This is a genomic window from Rhodoferax ferrireducens, assembly GCF_031458075.1.
Lineage (GTDB): Bacteria > Pseudomonadota > Gammaproteobacteria > Burkholderiales > Burkholderiaceae_C > Rhodoferax_B > Rhodoferax_B ferrireducens_A.
The window spans coordinates 1,120,672-1,138,242 of the sequence record NZ_JAVDXT010000002.1 but is presented as its reverse complement, the minus strand read 5'-3'; the positions used below and the strand labels follow the sequence as shown (position 1 = coordinate 1,138,242).

At 65.1% G+C, this 17,571-nt stretch carries 16 protein-coding genes; 6 read left to right on the top strand and 10 right to left on the bottom strand.

The features are described 5' to 3' along the window. The first annotated feature begins 1 nt into the window (after position 1). Positions 2–1,735: a tRNA (5-methylaminomethyl-2-thiouridine)(34)-methyltransferase MnmC2 gene (gene mnmC2, locus J2X19_RS14245; protein WP_310374085.1), complete on the top strand. Its 1,734-nt coding sequence runs from the start codon at positions 2–4 to the stop codon at positions 1,733–1,735. On the opposite strand, the gene J2X19_RS14240 is transcribed toward mnmC2, so the two are convergent. Together J2X19_RS14240 and J2X19_RS14235 are read right to left on the bottom strand one after the other, a co-directional pair. After that, positions 1,732–2,622: a DMT family transporter gene (locus tag J2X19_RS14240; protein ID WP_310374082.1), complete on the bottom strand. Its 891-nt coding sequence runs from the start codon at positions 2,620–2,622 to the stop codon at positions 1,732–1,734. The genes mnmC2 and J2X19_RS14240 overlap by 4 nt on opposite strands. 160 nt (positions 2,623–2,782) lie before the next feature. Next, positions 2,783–3,568 (bottom strand): SDR family oxidoreductase, encoded by a 786-nt coding sequence (locus tag J2X19_RS14235; RefSeq protein WP_310374080.1) that lies wholly within the window; start codon positions 3,566–3,568, stop codon positions 2,783–2,785. A 143-nt stretch (positions 3,569–3,711) separates the two neighbouring features. Between J2X19_RS14235 and J2X19_RS14230 the strand changes: the two genes are divergently transcribed. Further along, entirely contained in the window at positions 3,712–5,409 is a 1,698-nt protein-coding gene (locus J2X19_RS14230; RefSeq protein WP_310374078.1) for an electron transfer flavoprotein-ubiquinone oxidoreductase, read from the top strand. Positions 5,410–5,509: 100 nt separating this feature from the next. Here J2X19_RS14230 and J2X19_RS14225 read toward each other — a convergent pair whose 3' ends face one another. Then, entirely contained in the window at positions 5,510–6,490 is a 981-nt protein-coding gene (locus J2X19_RS14225) for an ABC transporter substrate-binding protein (protein WP_310374077.1), read from the bottom strand. Between the two features lie 107 nt (positions 6,491–6,597). Here J2X19_RS14225 and J2X19_RS14220 point away from each other — a divergent pair, with 107 nt between their 5' ends. The 4 genes from J2X19_RS14220 (at position 6,598) to J2X19_RS14205 (ending at position 10,089) form a co-directional block, all read left to right on the top strand. After that, positions 6,598–7,593, top strand: a complete 996-nt coding sequence (locus J2X19_RS14220) for an ABC transporter substrate-binding protein (RefSeq protein WP_310374075.1) — start codon at positions 6,598–6,600, stop codon at positions 7,591–7,593. 35 nt (positions 7,594–7,628) lie between these two features. Beyond that, positions 7,629–8,738, top strand: coding sequence for an LLM class flavin-dependent oxidoreductase (locus J2X19_RS14215; protein WP_310374072.1), 1,110 nt, complete (start codon positions 7,629–7,631; stop codon positions 8,736–8,738). After that, positions 8,735–9,565: a class II aldolase/adducin family protein gene (locus J2X19_RS14210; RefSeq protein ID WP_310374070.1), complete on the top strand. Its 831-nt coding sequence runs from the start codon at positions 8,735–8,737 to the stop codon at positions 9,563–9,565. The genes J2X19_RS14215 and J2X19_RS14210 overlap by 4 nt, the downstream gene beginning before the upstream one ends. Before the next feature lie 101 nt (positions 9,566–9,666). Further along, on the top strand, positions 9,667–10,089 hold the full coding sequence (locus J2X19_RS14205) for a universal stress protein (protein WP_116606444.1): 423 nt from the start codon (positions 9,667–9,669) through the stop codon (positions 10,087–10,089). A 98-nt stretch (positions 10,090–10,187) separates the two neighbouring features. Here the strand turns inward: J2X19_RS14205 and J2X19_RS14200 are convergent, their stop codons facing one another. The 7 genes from J2X19_RS14200 to J2X19_RS14170 form a co-directional block, all read right to left on the bottom strand. Further along, a complete protein-coding gene (locus J2X19_RS14200) occupies positions 10,188–11,141 on the bottom strand; it encodes a branched-chain amino acid ABC transporter permease (protein ID WP_207776316.1) in 954 nt (317 codons plus the stop codon). 27 nt (positions 11,142–11,168) lie between these two features. After that, complete coding sequence (locus J2X19_RS14195) at positions 11,169–12,053, bottom strand: branched-chain amino acid ABC transporter permease (RefSeq protein WP_116606442.1); 885 nt, start codon at positions 12,051–12,053, stop codon at positions 11,169–11,171. Between the two features lie 63 nt (positions 12,054–12,116). Continuing rightward, positions 12,117–13,331 carry an ABC transporter substrate-binding protein gene (locus tag J2X19_RS14190; protein ID WP_116606441.1) on the bottom strand — a complete coding sequence of 405 codons (1,215 nt, stop codon included), beginning with the start codon at positions 13,329–13,331 and terminating at the stop codon, positions 12,117–12,119. A gap of 40 nt (positions 13,332–13,371) precedes the next feature. Further along, positions 13,372–14,085, bottom strand: a complete 714-nt coding sequence (locus J2X19_RS14185) for an ABC transporter ATP-binding protein (protein ID WP_116606440.1) — start codon at positions 14,083–14,085, stop codon at positions 13,372–13,374. Beyond that, entirely contained in the window at positions 14,082–14,834 is a 753-nt protein-coding gene (locus tag J2X19_RS14180; protein WP_092755083.1) for an ABC transporter ATP-binding protein, read from the bottom strand. Before J2X19_RS14180 ends, J2X19_RS14185 begins: the two co-directional genes overlap by 4 nt. 30 nt (positions 14,835–14,864) lie before the next feature. Continuing rightward, entirely contained in the window at positions 14,865–16,499 is a 1,635-nt protein-coding gene (locus tag J2X19_RS14175) for an acyl-CoA synthetase (RefSeq protein ID WP_310374062.1), read from the bottom strand. 195 nt (positions 16,500–16,694) lie between these two features. Beyond that, on the bottom strand, positions 16,695–17,546 hold the full coding sequence (locus J2X19_RS14170) for a LysR substrate-binding domain-containing protein (RefSeq protein WP_310374060.1): 852 nt from the start codon (positions 17,544–17,546) through the stop codon (positions 16,695–16,697). Positions 17,547–17,571: the final 25 nt, after the last annotated feature.

Genomic DNA, 17,571 nt, shown 5'->3' with positions numbered 1-17,571 from the left:
CTTGGCCGAACCGATTGAATGGCTGCCCGATGGGACGCCGTTCAGCCCGCGCTTCAATGACCGTTACCGCAGTGAATCCGGCGGGCTGACGCAGGCAAACGAGGTGTTTTTCAAAGGCTGCGGCCTGCCCGCCGCGTGGGCCGACCAGCCGCAGTGGCGGATCCTGGAGACCGGTTTTGGCCTGGGCCTGAACTTTCTGGTCACCTGGGCCGCCTGGAAGGCCGACCCGCAACGCCCGCAGCTGCTGCATTTCGTCTCCATCGAAGCCTGGCCCGCCAGCGCCGACGACCTGCTGCGCAGCTTTGCCGCCCACCCCGAACTCCTGCCGCTGGCCGCGCAATTGCACGCCCAGTGGTGGGAGCTGTCGCCCGGCTTCCACCGCCTGGTGTTTGAAGGCGGCCGGGTGATGCTGACGCTGTGCATAGGCGAGGCCCAGCCCATGCTGCGTGAGATGGTGTTCGAGGCCGACAGCGTGTACCTGGACGGCTTCAGCCCGCAGCGCAACCCGGAAATCTGGAGCCTGCACACGCTGAAAGCCGTGACCCGGCATTGCCGGCGCGGCACCCGTGTCGCCACCTGGACCATTGCCCGCGCCGTGCGCGACGGCCTGGCCCAGTGCGGCTTCGAGGTGCAAAAAACCCCGGGCGTGCCACCCAAGCGCGACAACCTGCAAGGTAGCTTCAACCCGCAATGGGAGCCGCGCAAACCGCCGCTGGCCGCGCCCATGCAGCCCAGCCACTGCGTGGTCATCGGGTCGGGTGTGGCCGGCGCGGCCGCGGCCGCCAGCCTGGCGCGGCGCGGCTGGAAAGTCACGGTACTGGACGCCGCTGCGGCGCCCGCTGCCGGCGCCTCCGGTCTGCCCGGCGGGGTGCTGGCGCCGCTGGTGTCCAAGGACGACAACCTGCTGTCACGCCTGTCGCGCAGCGGCGTGCGCGCCACCTTGCAGCAGGCTGCGGCCCTGCTGCAAGCGGGCGAAGACTGGCAGCCCTCGGGCGTGCAGGAGATGCGCGCTGAAGACGGCCCGCTGTGGCACGCACATGCAGGCTGGATCAAGCCGGCCCGGCTGGTGCAGGCCTGGCTGGACCAGCCCAACATCACATGGCAAGGCAATGCCCGGGCCGAACGTCTGCAACAGACGGGCAGCAACTGGCAGGTATGGGACGCCGACGGCGAACTGCTGGCGCAAGCCCCGTTAGTGGTGGTCGCCGCTGCCCTGGGCAGCGCCGCACTGGCCGGGGTGGCGCTGCCGCTGCAGCCTATCCGCGGCCAGGTCAGCATGGGCCCACGCGGGGCCGAGGCGCTGCCGCCCTACCCCGTCAACGGCCACGGCAGCTTTATCCCCGATCTGCCGACGGCCGAGGGCCGGCGCTGGGTCATGGGCGCGAGCTTCGAGCGCGACAACGCCCAAGCCAACATCACCGCCGCCGACCACCAAGCCAACCTGGAACGCCTGCAGGTGCTGCTGCCGGACGCCGCCCACGCCCTGCAAGCGCAGTTCGGCAATGGCGTACAGGCCTGGGCCGGCGTGCGCTGTGCGGCGCCGGACCGCATGCCCATGGTCGGCTGCGTCGCACCTGGCCTGTGGGTCAGCACGGCCATGGGCTCGCGCGGACTGAGTTTTGCGCACCTGTGCGCCGAGCTGCTGGCCGCGCAGCTGCACGGCGAGCCCTGGGCTGTGGAGAAAAAACTGGGGGCTGCGCTGGACGTGCAGCGCATGCTGAAGCCGCGCGCCTAACGGTGTACGCGAATCGAGGCGACGATGCCCAGGGTGAATAAAACGACCGCCAGCCACTGCAGGCCGCTAGGCCACTGACCGTCCCAGACAAACGAATACAGCAAGCCGAACAGGGTTTCGCTGACGATCAGCTGGCCGCACAGGCTGGCACCCAAACGCTGCGACGCCATGCTCCAGCAGACGGTGGCCAGCCAGCCAGAGCCCACCCCTATCGCTACAAATACAATAGCTGCCAGCGCTTTATCTTCCTGCGCCAGCAGCACTTTTGGCTCTGAACCCACCAGCAACCACAAGCCCATGGCGCCGACACCTGTGGCGATACCCAGCCAGTTGGTCCAGTCGCTGGCCCGCACCTCGGGGTGGCGCTTCAGCCAGGCCGAGTTCCACACTGCAAACGCTGTCCAGCTGGCCATGGCCGCCAATGCCAAACCGATGCCGCGCCAGGTATGTGGATAGGCCGTGGTGTCACCCGCCTGCTGCACGCCCAGCATCAACGCCAGGCCGGCCATGGTCAGCGCCAGGCCCGGCAGCAAGGCCGACCAGCGCAAATGCCCGGGCTTGCCCAGCAGCATCACCCAGACCGGAATCGTGCCGATGATCAGCGTCGGCAGCTCGGTGCCCGCATCCACAATCGCCAGGGCCAGCAGCCAGTAGTAACCGGTAAAACCCAACATGCTCAGGCCCAGCGCGGCCCAGGCCTGCTGCCGCGTTGGCCGGGGCCGAGAGCGCCAGCCCGCACACACCAGCACAGCTGCAAACGCGCCATAGACCACAAACCGCCCCACGGCCACATCCACCGGCGCAAAGCCGCTGAGCACCCGCGGCGCGATGAACACCAGACCCCACAGCGCACCGGCCGCCAGCCCGGCCAAAATCCCCGTCAGCATTTCAAAGTCATATCAAGCACGGAAAAAAACACCGACCGCGCCTACAGACGCCCCCTCCAGAACACCGCGGAACTGGCTACGCCAGGCCGCAGGTGTTGCCCCCTGCAAGGGGGTTGGCGAAAGACGCGAAGCGCTGCAGCCTGGGGGTGAGCCAATTCATTCAGGCAGCACCGAAACCGTCATCGGCGGCAATCACCGCACCGTTGATGAAATGGCTCTGCCCACTGGCCAGCATCACCAGCAGCGCGTCCAGGTCTTCCGGCTTGCCCACGCGCTTGCGCGGCAGCATGTTCACCAGCTTCTGGCCTTGCTCGGTGCCCCAGTGGTGGTGGTTGATTTCGGTGTCGATGTAGCCGGGGCAGATGGCGTTCACATTGATGCCGTACTTGCCCCATTCCACCGCCATGGCCTTGGTCATCTGGATCACCGCGGCCTTGCTCATGCAGTACACGCCGATCTGCGGCAGCACCTTCAGCCCGGCCATGCTGGCGATGTTGATGATGCGCCCGCCGGTGAAGCTGCCCGGCGCCGAGCCCTGAGCGCGGGCCAGCATGCGCTTGCCCACTTCTTGCGCCACGAAGAACGCGCCGCGCACATTGGTGTTGAACATGAAGTCGAAGTCGTCTTCGCTCACGTCTTGCAGCCGCTGCGTGGTGCTGACGCCCGAGTTGTTGACCAGGATGTCGATCGAGCCGACCTCGGTCTCGGTGTGCGCCACAGCCGATTTGATGGAGTCGCTGTCGCTGACGTCCAGCTCGACCACGGTGGCATCGCCGCCCTCGCCAATGATGTGGGCGCGCAGCTCCTTGAGCTTGTCGACCCGGCGGCTGGCCAGTACCACGGCCGCGCCGGCGTGTGCCAGAGTGCGGGCGAATTGCGCGCCCAGGCCGCCCGAAGCGCCGGTAACCAAAGCCACCCGGCCCGAAAGATCCATGCTGTATGCCATTGCGAGTGTCTCCAAGATGATGCAGGAATGGCCCGATTGTGACAGTGCCCCCATGCCAGTCCGCATAAAATCGCGGCGATTTTGTCCCTTGTCGTAACAGCGCCGTAACTGCTGCCGGCAGCCCCACACCAGAAAAGAATGACATGACCAACGAAGAGATCCTGGCCCAGTTTGGCCCCCGTGAAGCGATGGAGTACGACGTGGTGGTGGTCGGTGGTGGCCCGGGTGGACTGGCCACGGCCATCCGCCTGAAGCAGCTGGCTGCGACCAAGGGCACGGACGTGTCGGTGGTGGTACTGGAAAAAGGCTCCGAGCCGGGCGCCCACATCCTCAGCGGCGCCATCATGGACCCGATTGCGCTGAGCGAGCTGTTCCCCAACTGGAAGGCCATGGGTGCTCCGCTGAACCAGCCGGTGTCCGACGATGCAATGATCTTCCTGGGTGAAAAATCATCGTTTCGCACACCGAATCTGCTGCTGCCCGACTGCTTCCAGAACCATGGCAACTACATCATCAGCCTGGGCGCGCTGACCAAATGGCTGGGCGAGCAGGCCGAGGCGCTGGGCGTGGAAATCTTCCCTGGCTTCGCCGCGGCCGAAGTGCTCTACAACGCCGACGGCTCGGTCAAAGGCGTGGCCACCGGCAATATGGGCGTCAGCAAGGAAGGTGAGCCCACCGCCGACTTCCAGATCGGCATGGAGCTGCACGCCAAGTACACCGTGTTCGCCGAAGGCGCACGCGGCCACCTGGGCAAGCAGCTGATCGCCAAGTTCAAACTGGACGATGGCAAAGACCCGCAAACCTACGGCCTGGGCATCAAGGAAGTCTGGGAGATTGACCCCAAACGCCACCAGCCCGGCTTCGTGATGCACACCGCCGGCTGGCCCATGGACAGCAGCACCTACGGCGGTGCTTTTCTGTACCACATGGAGGGCAACAAGGTCACGCTGGGCTTCATCACCGGCCTGGACTACGCCAACCCCTACCTGAGCCCGTTCGAGGAGTTCCAGCGCTGGAAGACCCACCCCAATGTGCGCTGGTACCTGGAAGGCGATACCGAGCACGGCGTGGCCCCGGCCAAGCGCCTAGGCTACGGCGCGCGGGCCATCACCGCCGGCGGACTGTCCAGCCTGCCCAAGACCGTATTCCCTGGCGGCGCGCTGGTCGGCTGCGATGCCGGCTACCTGAACGTGAGCCGCATCAAGGGCAGCCACGCCGCCATCAAGACCGGCATGCTGGCCGCCGAAGCCGCCTATGACGCGGTGACCAGCGGCCGCCAGCACGACGAGCTCAGCGCCTACCCGGCGGCATTTGAGAAAAGCTGGCTGCACACCGAGCTGCACAAGGCACGCAACTTCAAGGCCTGGTTCAAGAAGGGCTTGTTCACCGCCACGCTGATGAACGGCATCGAGCAGTTCCTGTTCAAAGGTCACATCCCCTGGACCCTGCACCGCGACAGGCCCGACCACGCCTACCTCAAGCCCGCGGCCGAATGCAAGCCCATCGTGTATCCCAAGCCCGATGGCAAGCTGACCTTCGACCGCCTGAGCAGCGTGTTCATCAGCAACACCAACCATGCAGAGAACCAGCCCGCGCATCTGACCTTGAAGGATGCCAGCGTGCCGGTCAACATCAACCTGCACACCTACGCCGGCCCCGAGGCGCGCTACTGCCCGGCCGGCGTGTACGAGTTCGTGAAAACCGATGCCGGCCAGGACCGACTGCAGATCAACGCGCAGAACTGCGTGCACTGCAAGACCTGCGACATCAAGGACCCGACGCAGAACATCGTGTGGGTCACGCCGGAAGGCGGCGGCGGGCCGAACTACGCGGGCATGTGATTGCTAGGCCGAATTTCAGGCATGAAATAAGGCTCTAGCGCAGGTAAAACCTGCGGGATACGCTCCTTTTTTTGACATCAAAAACAGGAGCGTTTTGCTTTCAGGCGGCGCGCGGCCAGAGCTGGGCATCGGTGATGGCGCGCACATCGACGCGCACCGGCAGGATGCCATCGCGGGCCGAGCGGTCGGCCACGGTTTGCAGCGCGGTGATGTCGGCCTCGCTAACCGGGCGTCCCGTCACCGCGGCGCGCGCGGTGATGGTGCGCGCAGCCTCGATCGGCAGCCGGGTCAGCTGGGTGTAGGCCTGGGCATAGGCTTCGGGATGCGCCAGCGCCCAGTCGCCGGCCCGGGCCAGGCGGTCCAGAAACTGCACGATGGCTTTGCGCTTGCCGGCGTCGGCCAGGGCCTCTTCGCTGGCGGTGATAAAGCCTAAAGCGGTATTGATGCCGCGCCCGTCGCGCAGGATGCGGCCGCCGTTTTGCAGCGCAATCGTGTAGTACGGGTCGAAGATCGCCCAGGCGTCGATCTGCTTGGACGAAAACGCGGTGGACGCATCGGTGGGCAGCACGAACTTGATGCTCACCTCGTCGCGCCGCACGCCGGCTTCTTCGAGCGCACCGTACAGCTGGTACTGCGAAATGCTGCCGCGCGCCGACGACACCACTACCGTCTGGCCGCGCAGATCGGCCACGCTGCGGATGGAAGAATTGCCCTGTACCACGATGCCCAACGAATCGGCCTTGCCGACACGGGTGGCGACGATCTTCAGCGGCGTCTTGCCCACGGCTGCGGCCAGCACCGGCAGGTCGCCGGCCATGGCCGTGTCCACCGCGCCGCTGCGCTGGGCCTCGAACAAGGGCGCCGCGCCCTGGAAGTTGGCCCAGCGCCAGCTGAACGGCGCGCCGTCCAGCGCCTTCGAGGCTTCGAACAGCGCACGCAGGCCGCCGGCTTGGTCGCCCAGCACCAGAGCCGGTGGCGTCTGGGCGCGGCCCAGCAAAGGCAAAGCAGAAAGCGCCGGCAGCGCCGCAGCACGTTGCAGCCATTGGCGGCGCGAAACAGAGGAATGGTGTAGATCGGTCATGCCGCGAAGTTAGCAAGCCGGGCCGCGCGGCCCAACAACGCATTCCAACTATGGACATGCGTTTTTCTGCGTTGGCTTTCTGCGCTGCGCTGGTTACGGTGCAGGGCATGAACACTTCTGTACTGACCCGCCGCGAATGGCTGCAAGCCGCAGCAGCGCTGGGCGCTGCCGGCCTCGGCGCCGCCCAGGCGGCCTCCCCGACCTCCTCCCAAGACCTCAGCGGCGTGACCTTGCGCGTCGGCACCTACAAGGGCCTGTGGCGCCCGCTGTTGCAGGCCTCGGGCCAGGCGAATACGCCATACAAGCTCGACTGGCGTGAATTCAACAACGGCGTGCTGCACATCGAAGCCATCAACGGCGATGCGCTGGACCTGGGCTCGGGCAGTGAGATCCCGGCCGTATTTGCCGCGCGGCAAAAGGCCAAGGTGCGCTTCGTCGCCGTGACCCATGAAGACCTGAACAACCAGGCCACTCTGGCACGCAAGGACTCCTCCATCCGCAGCATCGCCGACTTCAAGGGCAAGCGCATCGGCTATGTGCGCGCCACCACCGCCCACTACTACCTGGCCAAGCAGCTGGCCGAAGTCGGGCTGTCGTTCAGCGACATCGATGCGGTCAGCCTGACACCGGCCGATGGCCTGTCGGCCTTTGCCCGCGGCGACCTGGATGCCTGGGCCATCTACGGCTACAACGGCCAGCTGGCTCGCACCCAGTACGGCGCGCGCACCATCAAGACGGCAGTGGGCTATCTGTCGGGCAACTTCCCCATCTACGCCAATCCGCGTACCCTGGACGACGCGCCCCGCCGCGCCGCCATTGGCGACCTGCTGCAGCGCCTGCAGCGCTCCTTTGCCTGGATCAACGGCAACTACCTGGCCTATGCCAAGGCCCAGTCGGCCGAAACCCGGGTGCCGGTGGGCGACCTGGTCGAGCTGTTCAACGGCCGCAGCGGCGACTACAGCCTGGCCGCCGTGGACGACAAGGTGGTGCGCAGCCACCAAGACGTGGCCGACACCTTCCAGAAGCTCGGCGTGCTCGATGGGCCGGCGAATGTGCTGCCGTTCTGGGACCGCAGCTTCGACAGCCTGCTGCGCCGCGCCTGACCCTCCCCCTACCCCATTTTTGCCAAGGACACTCCATGAGCCAGAACGATGTTGAATTCATCGGCATGATCCAGACCCACAAGGTTTCGGAAATCCATGCCGCCCAGGGCCCGGCCATCGACCGCGACTATGTGCGCGCCTTCGCCCAGGCGCACGAGCAGGCCGGCTTTGACCGCGTCCTGGTGCCCCACCATTCGACCAGCCCCGATGCGACCCTGACGGTGGCCTACGCGGCCTCGGTGACCGAGCGCATCCACTTCATGCTGGCCCACCGCCCCGGCTTTGTGGCGCCCACGTTGGCGGCGCGCCAGTTCGCCTCGCTAGACCAGTTCAGCGGCGGCCGGCTGGCGGTGCACTACATCTCCGGCGGCTCGGACGACGAGCAAAAGCGCGACGGCGACTGGCTGGACCACGACCAGCGCTATGCCCGCACCGACGAATACCTGGACGTGCTGCGCAAGGTCTGGACCGCCGACAAGCCGTTTGACCACCAGGGCGCGCACTACCGTTTCCAGAACGCGTTCTCCGACGTCAAGCCGGTGCAGAGCTTGAACGGCCGGCCCCATGTGCCGGTGTACTTCGGTGGTGCGTCGGAAGCCGCGATTCCGGTCGCCGGCAAGCATGCCGATGTGTACGCGCTGTGGGGCGAGTCGCTGGACCAAGCGCGCGAACTGACCACCCGCGTGCGCGCCGAAGCCGCCAAGCATGGCCGCCAGGTGCGCTTCTCGGTGTCCTTCCGCCCCATCCTGGCCGAGACCGAAGACAAGGCCTGGGCGCGCGCCGAGTCCATCCTGGCCGAGACCAAGCGCCTGCGTGTGGTGCAAGGCTTTGGCGTCGGCGGGCCGCAGCAAAGCGAGGGTGCCAAACGCCTGCTGGCAGCGGCCGACAAGGGCCCGCGCGTCGACAAACGACTCTGGACCGCGGTGGCACAGGCCATCGGCGGCCGCTCCAATAGCACGGCCCTGGTCGGCACGCCCGAGCAGGTGGCCGATGCCCTGCTCGACTACTACGACCTGGGTGTCACCACCTTCTTGATCCGCGGCTTCGACCCGCTGGAAGATGCCACCGACTACGGCCGCGCGCTGATCCCGCGCACCCGCGAACTGGTGGCCCAGCGCATCGCATCGCAAAGGAAGGCCGCATGAGCGCCGTACTCTCCATTGACCGCAACAGCACGAACACTACGCGCCTGCCGCTGAACCCGCATCCGCAGCAGAAGTTCTGGTTCGACCCGATTCCGCCGCGCACCAGCATCGAGGCCGAGCGCCGGCACCGGCAGGAGCGCTTGGCGGGCGCCTTCCGGCTGTTCGCCCGCTTCGGCTTTGCGAAAGGCCTGGCCGGCCACATCACCGCGCGCGACCCCGAGCTGAGCGACCATTTCTGGGTGAATCCGCTGGGCGTGCATTTCTCGCGCATCAAGGTGTCGGACCTGCTGCTGGTCAACAGCAAGGGCGAGACCGTGATCGGCGACCGGCCTCTGAACAAGGCGGCGTTTGCCATCCACGCGGCAATCCACGAATACAACCCGAAGATCGTCGCCGCAGCGCACACCCATTCGACCTACGGCAAAGCCTGGTCGACCCTGGGCCGCAAGCTCGACACGCTGACGCAGGACGCCTGCGTGTTCCACGACGACGTGGCGCTGTTCGACGACTTCACCGGCATGGTGGTCGATGAAAGCGAGGGCCTGCGCATCGCCAAGGCCCTGGGCGACCGCAAGGGCGCGATCCTGCAGAACCACGGCATCCTGACCGCCGGCCCAACGGTGGAAGCCGCGGCCTGGTGGTACATCGCGCTGGACAACGCCTGCCACACCCAGCTGCTGGCCGAAGCTGCGGGCACGCCCAAGCCCATAGACGAAGCCACGGCCCGCCACACGCACGAGCAGATAGGCAAGCCCGAGGGCGCGCTGCATTCGTTCGAAAGCCTGTACGAGGGACTGGTGCAGGCCGAGCCCGAACTGCTGGACTAGCGCGACACGGGCGCATTGCCAACGTTGCCAACATTGATTTAGCGCAAACACCGGTGGAGCCCCCTGGCTACACTGGTGCGCACAACCAATGGAGGCATCGCATGAAAATTCTCCTCGCCGTGGACGGCAGCGCCCACACCAAGAAAATGCTGGCCTACCTGGCTACCCACAACGAGTTGTTTGCCACCGTCAACGACTACGTCGTGCTGACCGTGCAGCCCACGATACCGCCGCGGGTACGCAGCGCGGTGGGCAAGGAGGCCGTAGACAGCTATGCCCTGGAAGAAGCCGAGAAAGTGCTGGCCCCGGTCAGCGAGTTTCTGCTGCGCCATGGCATCGATGCCAAGACCAGCTGGAAGATGGGGCGGGCCGGCGAAACCATTGCCCAGTTTGCCGATGCCGAGAAATGCGACATGGTGGTGATGGGCTCGCACGGCCACAGCGCGCTGACCAATCTGGTGATGGGCTCGGTGGCCACCCAGGTGCTGGCGCACTGCAATGTGCCGGTGCTGCTGGTGCGCTAAAAACAAGGAATTTTTCAGACACCAAATCGCCCTCTGGCGCAGGCAGTACCTGCACCGGCCGCTCCTGTTTTTGACATCAAAAACAGGAGCGTTTTGCTTTAATGGCTGCTATGCTTGGCCGCCGGCTTCTTGCCGAACAAGGCACCGATCTCGCCCACCACGCCACGGCGGAACAGCAGCACGCAGACCACAAAGATTGCGCCCATGATGACGGTGACCCAGGAGCCCACCTTGTCGGCCAGCAGGTTCTCCAGGCTGACGATGGTGAAGGCCCCCGCCACCGGCCCGAGGATGGTGCCCAGCCCGCCCAGCAGGGTCATCAGCACCACCTGGCCCGAGGTATGCCAGTGCACGTCGGCCAGCGAAGCCAGCTGGAACACCAGCGACTTCATCGAACCCGCCAGCCCGGCCAGCGAGGCCGAGATCACAAACGCCAGCAGCTTGAACCGGGCCACGTCATAGCCCAGCGAGATGGCCCGCGGCTCGTTGTCGCGGATGGCTTTCAAAATCTGGCCAAACGGCGAATGGATGGTGCGATGGATCAGCCAGAAGCCGGCCAAAAATACCGCGAACACAAAGAAGTACATGGCGATGTTGTCGTTCAGATCGACCACCCCGAACAGCTTGCCGCGCGGTATGCCCTGCATGCCGTCCTCACCGCCGGTGAACGGCATCTGCAGCGCCACAAAGTAGACCAGCTGCGCCAGTCCCAGCGTGATCATGGCGAAGTAAATGCCCTCGCGGCGGATCGCCAGCATGCCAAACAGCGCCCCCAGCACGCCGCCAAACGCGGCCCCCGCCAGCAGGCCGAGTTCGGGCGACAGCCCCAGGTCGCGGCACAGGTAGCCGGTGATGTAGGCCGAGCCGCCGAAGAACGCCGCATGCCCGAACGACAGCAGCCCGGCAAAGCCCAGCAGCAGGTTGAAGGCGCAGGCAAACAGGGCAAAGCACAGCAGCTTCATCAAAAACGTGGGGTACAGCACGAAGGGCGCGACGCAGCCCGCGGCGATCAGTACCGAAAATAAGGCAATAGTGCGCTGGCGTTCAGTCATAGTGTTCATTCCAATCCATCTCGACTTTTAGGCTTGCTTGCCGAACAGGCCTGCGGGCTTGACCAGCAGCACCAACACCATGACCACAAAAATCACCACCGCCGAGGCCTCGGGGTAGAACACCTTGGTCAGCCCCTCGACCACGCCCAGCCCCAGGCCGGTGAGGATGGCGCCCAAGATGGACCCCATGCCGCCGATCACCACCACCGCAAACACCACGATGATCAGGTTCGAGCCCATCACCGGGTTCACCTGCATGATGGGCGCCGCCAGCACACCGGCAAAGGCGGCCAGCGCTGCGCCCACCGCATAGGTGGCGGTCAGCAGTACCGGCACATTGATGCCCAGGGCCTGCACCAGGTCCGGTCGCTGGGTGGCGGCGCGCAGCGTGGCGCCCAGGCTGGTGCGCTCTATCGCATACCAGGCGCCGAAGCACACGGTGAGCGCAGCCACCACCACCCAGGCCCGGTAGATCGGCAGGTACATGAAGCCCAGGTTGAAGCCGCCCTGCAGCAGCTCGGGCACCTCGTAGGACTGGCCCGACACGCCAAAGTAATTCTTGAAAACACCCTCGGCAATCAGGGCCAGGCCGAAGGTCAGCAGCAGGCCGTACAGGTGGTCCAGCTTGTACAGATGGCGCAGCATGGTGCGCTCTATCAGCACAGCCACCAGCCCCACCACCAGAGGCGCCAACAGCAACGCAGCCCAGTAGTTGATGCCCAGGTGGGTAAAGGCCAGCCAGGCCACGAAGGCGCCGACCATGTACTGCGCGCCATGGGCGAAGTTGATGATGTTGAGCAGGCCGAAAATGATGGCCAGGCCCAGGCTCAGGATGGCATAGAACGAGCCGTTGATCAGCCCCAGCAGCAGCTGGCCAAAAAATGCGGGTGACGGTATGCCGAAGATGTCCATAGCGGATGTTTCCCTCGTAGCGCAAAAGAATCCGGGGCCGCAAGCGGCCCCGGGGGAATCAACTTACTTTTTGATCAGAGCGCAGCGCGATGCCGACAGTGGCTGGAAAGCCTCGGCCGCAGGGATCACCGCCTTGACCTTGTAGTAGTCCCACGGCGTCTTGGATTCGGCCGGGGTCTTGACCTGCATCAGATACATGTCGTGCACCATGCGGCCGTCTTCGCGGATGCTGCCGTTCTTGGCGAAGAAGTCGTTGATCGGCATCTTCTTCATCTGCGCCATCACCTTGGCCGTGTCGTCGCTGTTGATGGCCTTGACCGCCTTCAGGTAGTGCATGGTGGACGAGTACTGGCCCGCCTGCACCATGGTCGGCATGCGCTTGTGCTGGGCGAAGAAGCGCTTGGACCAGGCCCGGGTGTCGTCGTTCAGATCCCAGTAAAAGCCTTCGGTCAGGTACATGCTCTGGGTGGTCTTCAGGCCCAGCGAATGGATGTCGGTAATGAACATCAGCAAGCCGGCCAATTGCTGCTTGGGCGTGATGCCGAATTCGGCCGCCTGCTTGATGGAATTGATGGTGTCGCCACCCGCATTGGCCAGGCCGATGATCTGCGCACCCGAGGACTGGGCCTTGAGCAGGAAGGACGAAAAGTCCGAGGTGGGGAACGGATGCCGCACGCCGCCCACCACTTCGCCGCCATTGGCCTTGACCACGTCCGACGCATCTTTTTCCAGCGCGTGGCCAAACGCGTAGTCGGCCGTCAGGAAGAACCATTTCTTGCCACCGGCCTTGGTCACGGCCTTGGCCGTGCCGTTGGCCACCGCATAGGTGTCGTAGGCCCAGTGCACGGTCACGTCGTTGCAGCTCTCGTTGGTGATGGCGGTAGAGCCAGCGCCGTTGACGATGGCGATGCGGTTCTTTTCCTTGGCGATCTTCTGCACTGCCAGCGCGGTGGAAGACGTGACCAGTTCGGTCACCACGTCGACCTTGTCGCGCTCTATCCACTCGCGCGCCTTGTTGCTCGAGATGTCGCCCTTGTTCTGGTGGTCGGCAGAGACCATTTCGACCTTGAACGTGGGCTTTTCTGCAGCCACGAAGTCATCAATGGCCATCTTGGTGGCGATCACCGCGCCGTTGCCGGCGAGGTCGGAATAGGTGCCCGACAAGTCGGTCAGCACGCCGATCTTGACGATGCCATCCGACACCTGGGCCTGGGCGGCGCCGGCCAGCAAGACACTGAGGCCTACAGCAAGGGCAAGGGGGGTGGGGGTGAACTTCATGGGTTGTCTCCTCTGGTCAACGGTGGATAAAAAAACCGGCTTAAACGCCGAGCAGGGCTTGCATGGCACTGGTCTTGGCTGCCAGCTCATCTTTTTGCACAACCATGGCCACCTGGCCATGCTCCAACACATAGTGCCGGTCCGCCAGGGGCGCGGCGAAGCGGAAGTTCTGCTCCACCAGCACGATGGTGTAGCCGCGGGTCTTCAGCAGGCGTATCACCTCGCCCAGCTTCTTGACGATCACCGGGGCCAGGCCTTCGGTGATTTCATCGAGCAGCAAGGTCTTGGCGCCGGTGCGCAGAATCCGGGCCATGGCCAGCATCTGCTGCTCGCCGCCGGACAGCCGGGTGCCCGGGCTGTTGCGGCGTTCCTGCAGGTTGGGGAACAGCGCATAGATTTCATCCAGTGTCATGCCGCCGCTGGACACCACCGGAGGCAGCATCAGGTTTTCTTCGGTGGACAGGCCGGCAAAAATGCCCCGCTCTTCCGGGCAGTAGCCCACGCCCAGGCGCGCAATGCGGTGGGGCGCCAGGCTTTGTACCTCGACTCCGTTGAACAGGATGGAGCCGGTGCGCTTGCCGACCAGGCCCAGAATCGCCTTCAGCGTGGTGGTCCGGCCCGAGCCGTTGCGCCCCAGCAGCGTGACCAGCTCGCCGCGGCTCACATGCAGGTCGACGCCGTGCAGGATGTGCGACTCGCCATAGTAGGCGTGCAGGCCCTTCAGGCGCAAAACTTCTTGGGAGGTATCGCTCATGCTTCCACCCCCACATAGGCTTCCAGCACCCGCGGGTCTTTGGACACGGTGGCGTAGTTGCCCTCGGCCAACACGCTGCCGCGCTGCAGCACGGTGAGCGTGTCGCACAGCGACTCGACCACCGACAGGTTGTGCTCGACCATCAGGATGGTGCGGTTCGCCGACACCTTGCGGATCAGCTCCACCACCCGGCCCACGTCTTCATGGCCCATGCCCTGGGTGGGCTCGTCCAGCAACATCAGCTCGGGGTCGAGCGCCAGCGTGGTGGCGATCTCCAGTGCGCGCTTGCGGCCATACGGCATCTCGATGGCCACGGTATCCGCAAAGCTTCGCAGGTCAACTTCTTCCAGCAAGGCCATGGCCCGGTCGTTCAGCGCATCCAGCCGGCGCACCGACGACCAGAAGTTGAACGAGTCGCCGCGCTTGCGCTGCAGCGCCACGCGCACGTTCTCCAGCGCGGTCAGGTGGCCAAAAGTGGCCGAGATCTGGAACGAACGCACCATGCCGCGGCGCGCCACCTGCACCGAGCTTTCGCGCGTGATGTCGATGCCGTTGAACTGGATATGGCCCTGGGTGGGCTGGATGAACTTGGTCAGCAGATTGAAAACTGTTGTTTTACCGGCACCATTCGGGCCTATCAGCGCATGGATGCTGCCGCGTTTGACCTGCAGGTTCACATTGGAAACGGCGGCAAAACCCAGGAACTCCTTGGTCAGGCCCTGCGTCTGGAGAATGGTGTCGTCAGGCAATGTTTTAAGCAAAAGTATTTCCTTTCTGACTCAATCCATAGACTTTACTTGCGCGCGCAGCAGAAATTTCTGGATTTTCCCGGTTGACGTTTTGGGTAATGTGCAGAACACGATGTGTTTGGGCACCTTGAAGCGGGCCAGTTGGGTGCGGCTGAAGTCGATGATGTCCTCGGCCGTGGCCTGGACGCCGGGCTTGAGCTCGACAAACGCGCACGGCACCTCACCCCATTTTTCGTCCGGCTGGGCCACCACCGCGGCCAGCATCACCGCCGGATGCCGGTGCAGCACGTCTTCGACCTCGATGGACGAGATGTTCTCGCCGCCCGAGATGATGATGTCCTTGCTGCGGTCCTTGATCTGGGCGTAGCCGTCGGGGTGCATCACCGCCAGGTCGCCGGTGTGGAACCAGCCGCCGGCAAAGGCCTCGGCCGTGGCGGCCGGGTTCTTCAGGTAGCCCTTCATCACCACGTTGCCGCGGAAGAAGATTTCGCCCATGGTGGTGCCGTCGGCCGGCACCGGCTGCAGGGTCTCGGGGTCGAGCACCGCAATCGCCTGCTGCAGTGGGTAGGCCACACCCTGCCGGCCGTTCAGGCGGGCCCGCTCGTCCAGGGGTTTGCTGGCCCAGGATTCCTGCTTGGCGCAAACGGCCGCCGGGCCATACACCTCGGTCAGGCCATAGGTGTGGGTGACGTCGATGCCGGCTTTCTCGCAGCCTTCGATCACCGCAGCCGGCGGCGCTGCGCCCGCCATCAGGCCCAGCACGGTGTGCGTGATGCCCTCGCGCAGCGCGGCCGGCGCATGGATCAGCATGTTGAACACGATCGGTGCACCGCACAAATGGGTGATGTGGTGCTCGCGGATCAAGCCAAAGATGGCGGCCGGATCGACCCGGCGCAGGCAGACGCTGGTGCCGGCCACCAGGGCCATGGTCCAGGGAAAGCACCAGCCATTGCAGTGGAACATCGGCAGCGTCCACAGATAGACCGCGTGGTGCGGCATCTGCCAGGCCAGCACGTTGTTGGCCGCGTTCAGGTAGGCGCCGCGGTGGTGGGTGACCACGCCCTTGGGGTTGCCGGTGGTGCCGGATGTGTAGTTCAGCGCAATCGCATCCCATTCGTCGGCCGGCAGCTGCCAGGCGAACTGCGGGTCGCCCTGGGCGATGAAGGCCTCGTAGCTGGTGTCGCCCAGCGCCTTGCCGTCGGGCGCCAGCGGGTCTTCCACCTCGATCACATAGGGCCGCTGCCCGCCCAGCAGCGACAGGGCTTTCTCCACCACCGGCGCAAATTCGCGGTCGATCAGCAGCACCTTGGCCTCGCCGTGCTGCAGCATGAAGGCGATGGCTTCGCCATCCAGCCGGGTGTTCAAGGTGTTCAGCACTGCGCCCGACATGGGCACGCCGAAATGGGCTTCCAGCATGGCCGGCACGTTGGGCAGCATCACGGCCACGGTATCGCCCTCGCCTATGCCGCGGGCCTGCAAGGCACCGGCCAGTTGGCGGCAGCGGGTATAGGTTTGGGCCCAGGTCTGGCGGCGGTCGCCGTAAATGATGGCCAGGCGGTCGGGGTACACATGGGCCGAGCGCTCGATATAGCTCAGCGGCGACAAGGCCACAAAGTTGGCAGGGTTCTTGTCCAAACCCTGTTGGTACGGGTGGGTGCTGCGCATGGATGCCTCCAGTTCCTGTTCACCGAATACCGGTCCAGGCTTATTTTGTTGACGGGATTATGAGCACAGCTTTTTGACAAGTTACTGACGGGTTACCCAGCCGATCACAGGGAGTTTCCCGTAGTTAAAAATATATAAGAAATTGCCTTCCCGCGCTTATTTCACCTGCGCCAGCAGCTATTTAAATGGTAGCAATTAGGCGCTACTGATAGCGTTGCGCAGATAGTCGGCCAGGCTGCGCTGTGCGGCGCTCAGCGGCAGCGCGGCCCCGACCAGGGCCAGTTCGCAGGGCGACAGCGCGGGATAGCCGTCGGCCGGCCCCAGCACGCGGTGCTCGGCCAGCACCGCGCTGGTCGGCAGCACGCTGACGGCCAGGCCCGAGGCCACCGCCGCCTGGATGCCGGCCAGGCTCTGGCTGCCGAACACGATGCGCCAGCGCCTGTCGGCCTTGTCCAAGCTACGCGTGGCCCGCAGCCGGTAGATGCAGCCCTGTGGATACAAGGCCAGCCGCACCTCGTCCGCCGGCGGCACATGCGTGGTGCCGGCCACCCACACCAGGGGCTCGGGCCAGGACGCGATGCAGGGGCCGCTGCCGGGCTCGCGCTTGAGCAAGGCCATGTCGATGCTGCCGGCGGCCAGAGCACGCTGCAAATCAACACTCATGCCGCTGGTGGTTTCCAGCCGCACATGGGGGGCGATGGCCATGTAGCCAGACAGGATGGCCGTCATGCGGCGCGCGTCGAAATCCTCTGGCAAGCCGATGCGCACCGTGGCCAGCGCGCTGGAGCTGGCCAGCGCGTCCTCGGCCTCCTGGGCGATGGCCAGCAGCCGGCGCGCATAGCCGGCCAGCATCTCGCCGCGCTCGGTGGGGGCCACGTTCTTGCCGGTGCGGTCGCGCTGCAGCAAGGCATGGCCCACGCTGTCTTCCAGCCGCAGGATCTGCTGGCTGACGGTGGACTGCGTGCGGTGCACCCGCTCGGCCGCGCGGGTGAAGCTGCGCTCGTCCACCACGCACACCAGGGTCTTCAGCAGGTCGAGGTCGAGCATGGTTTCGTTAGTGATTATTCAAATC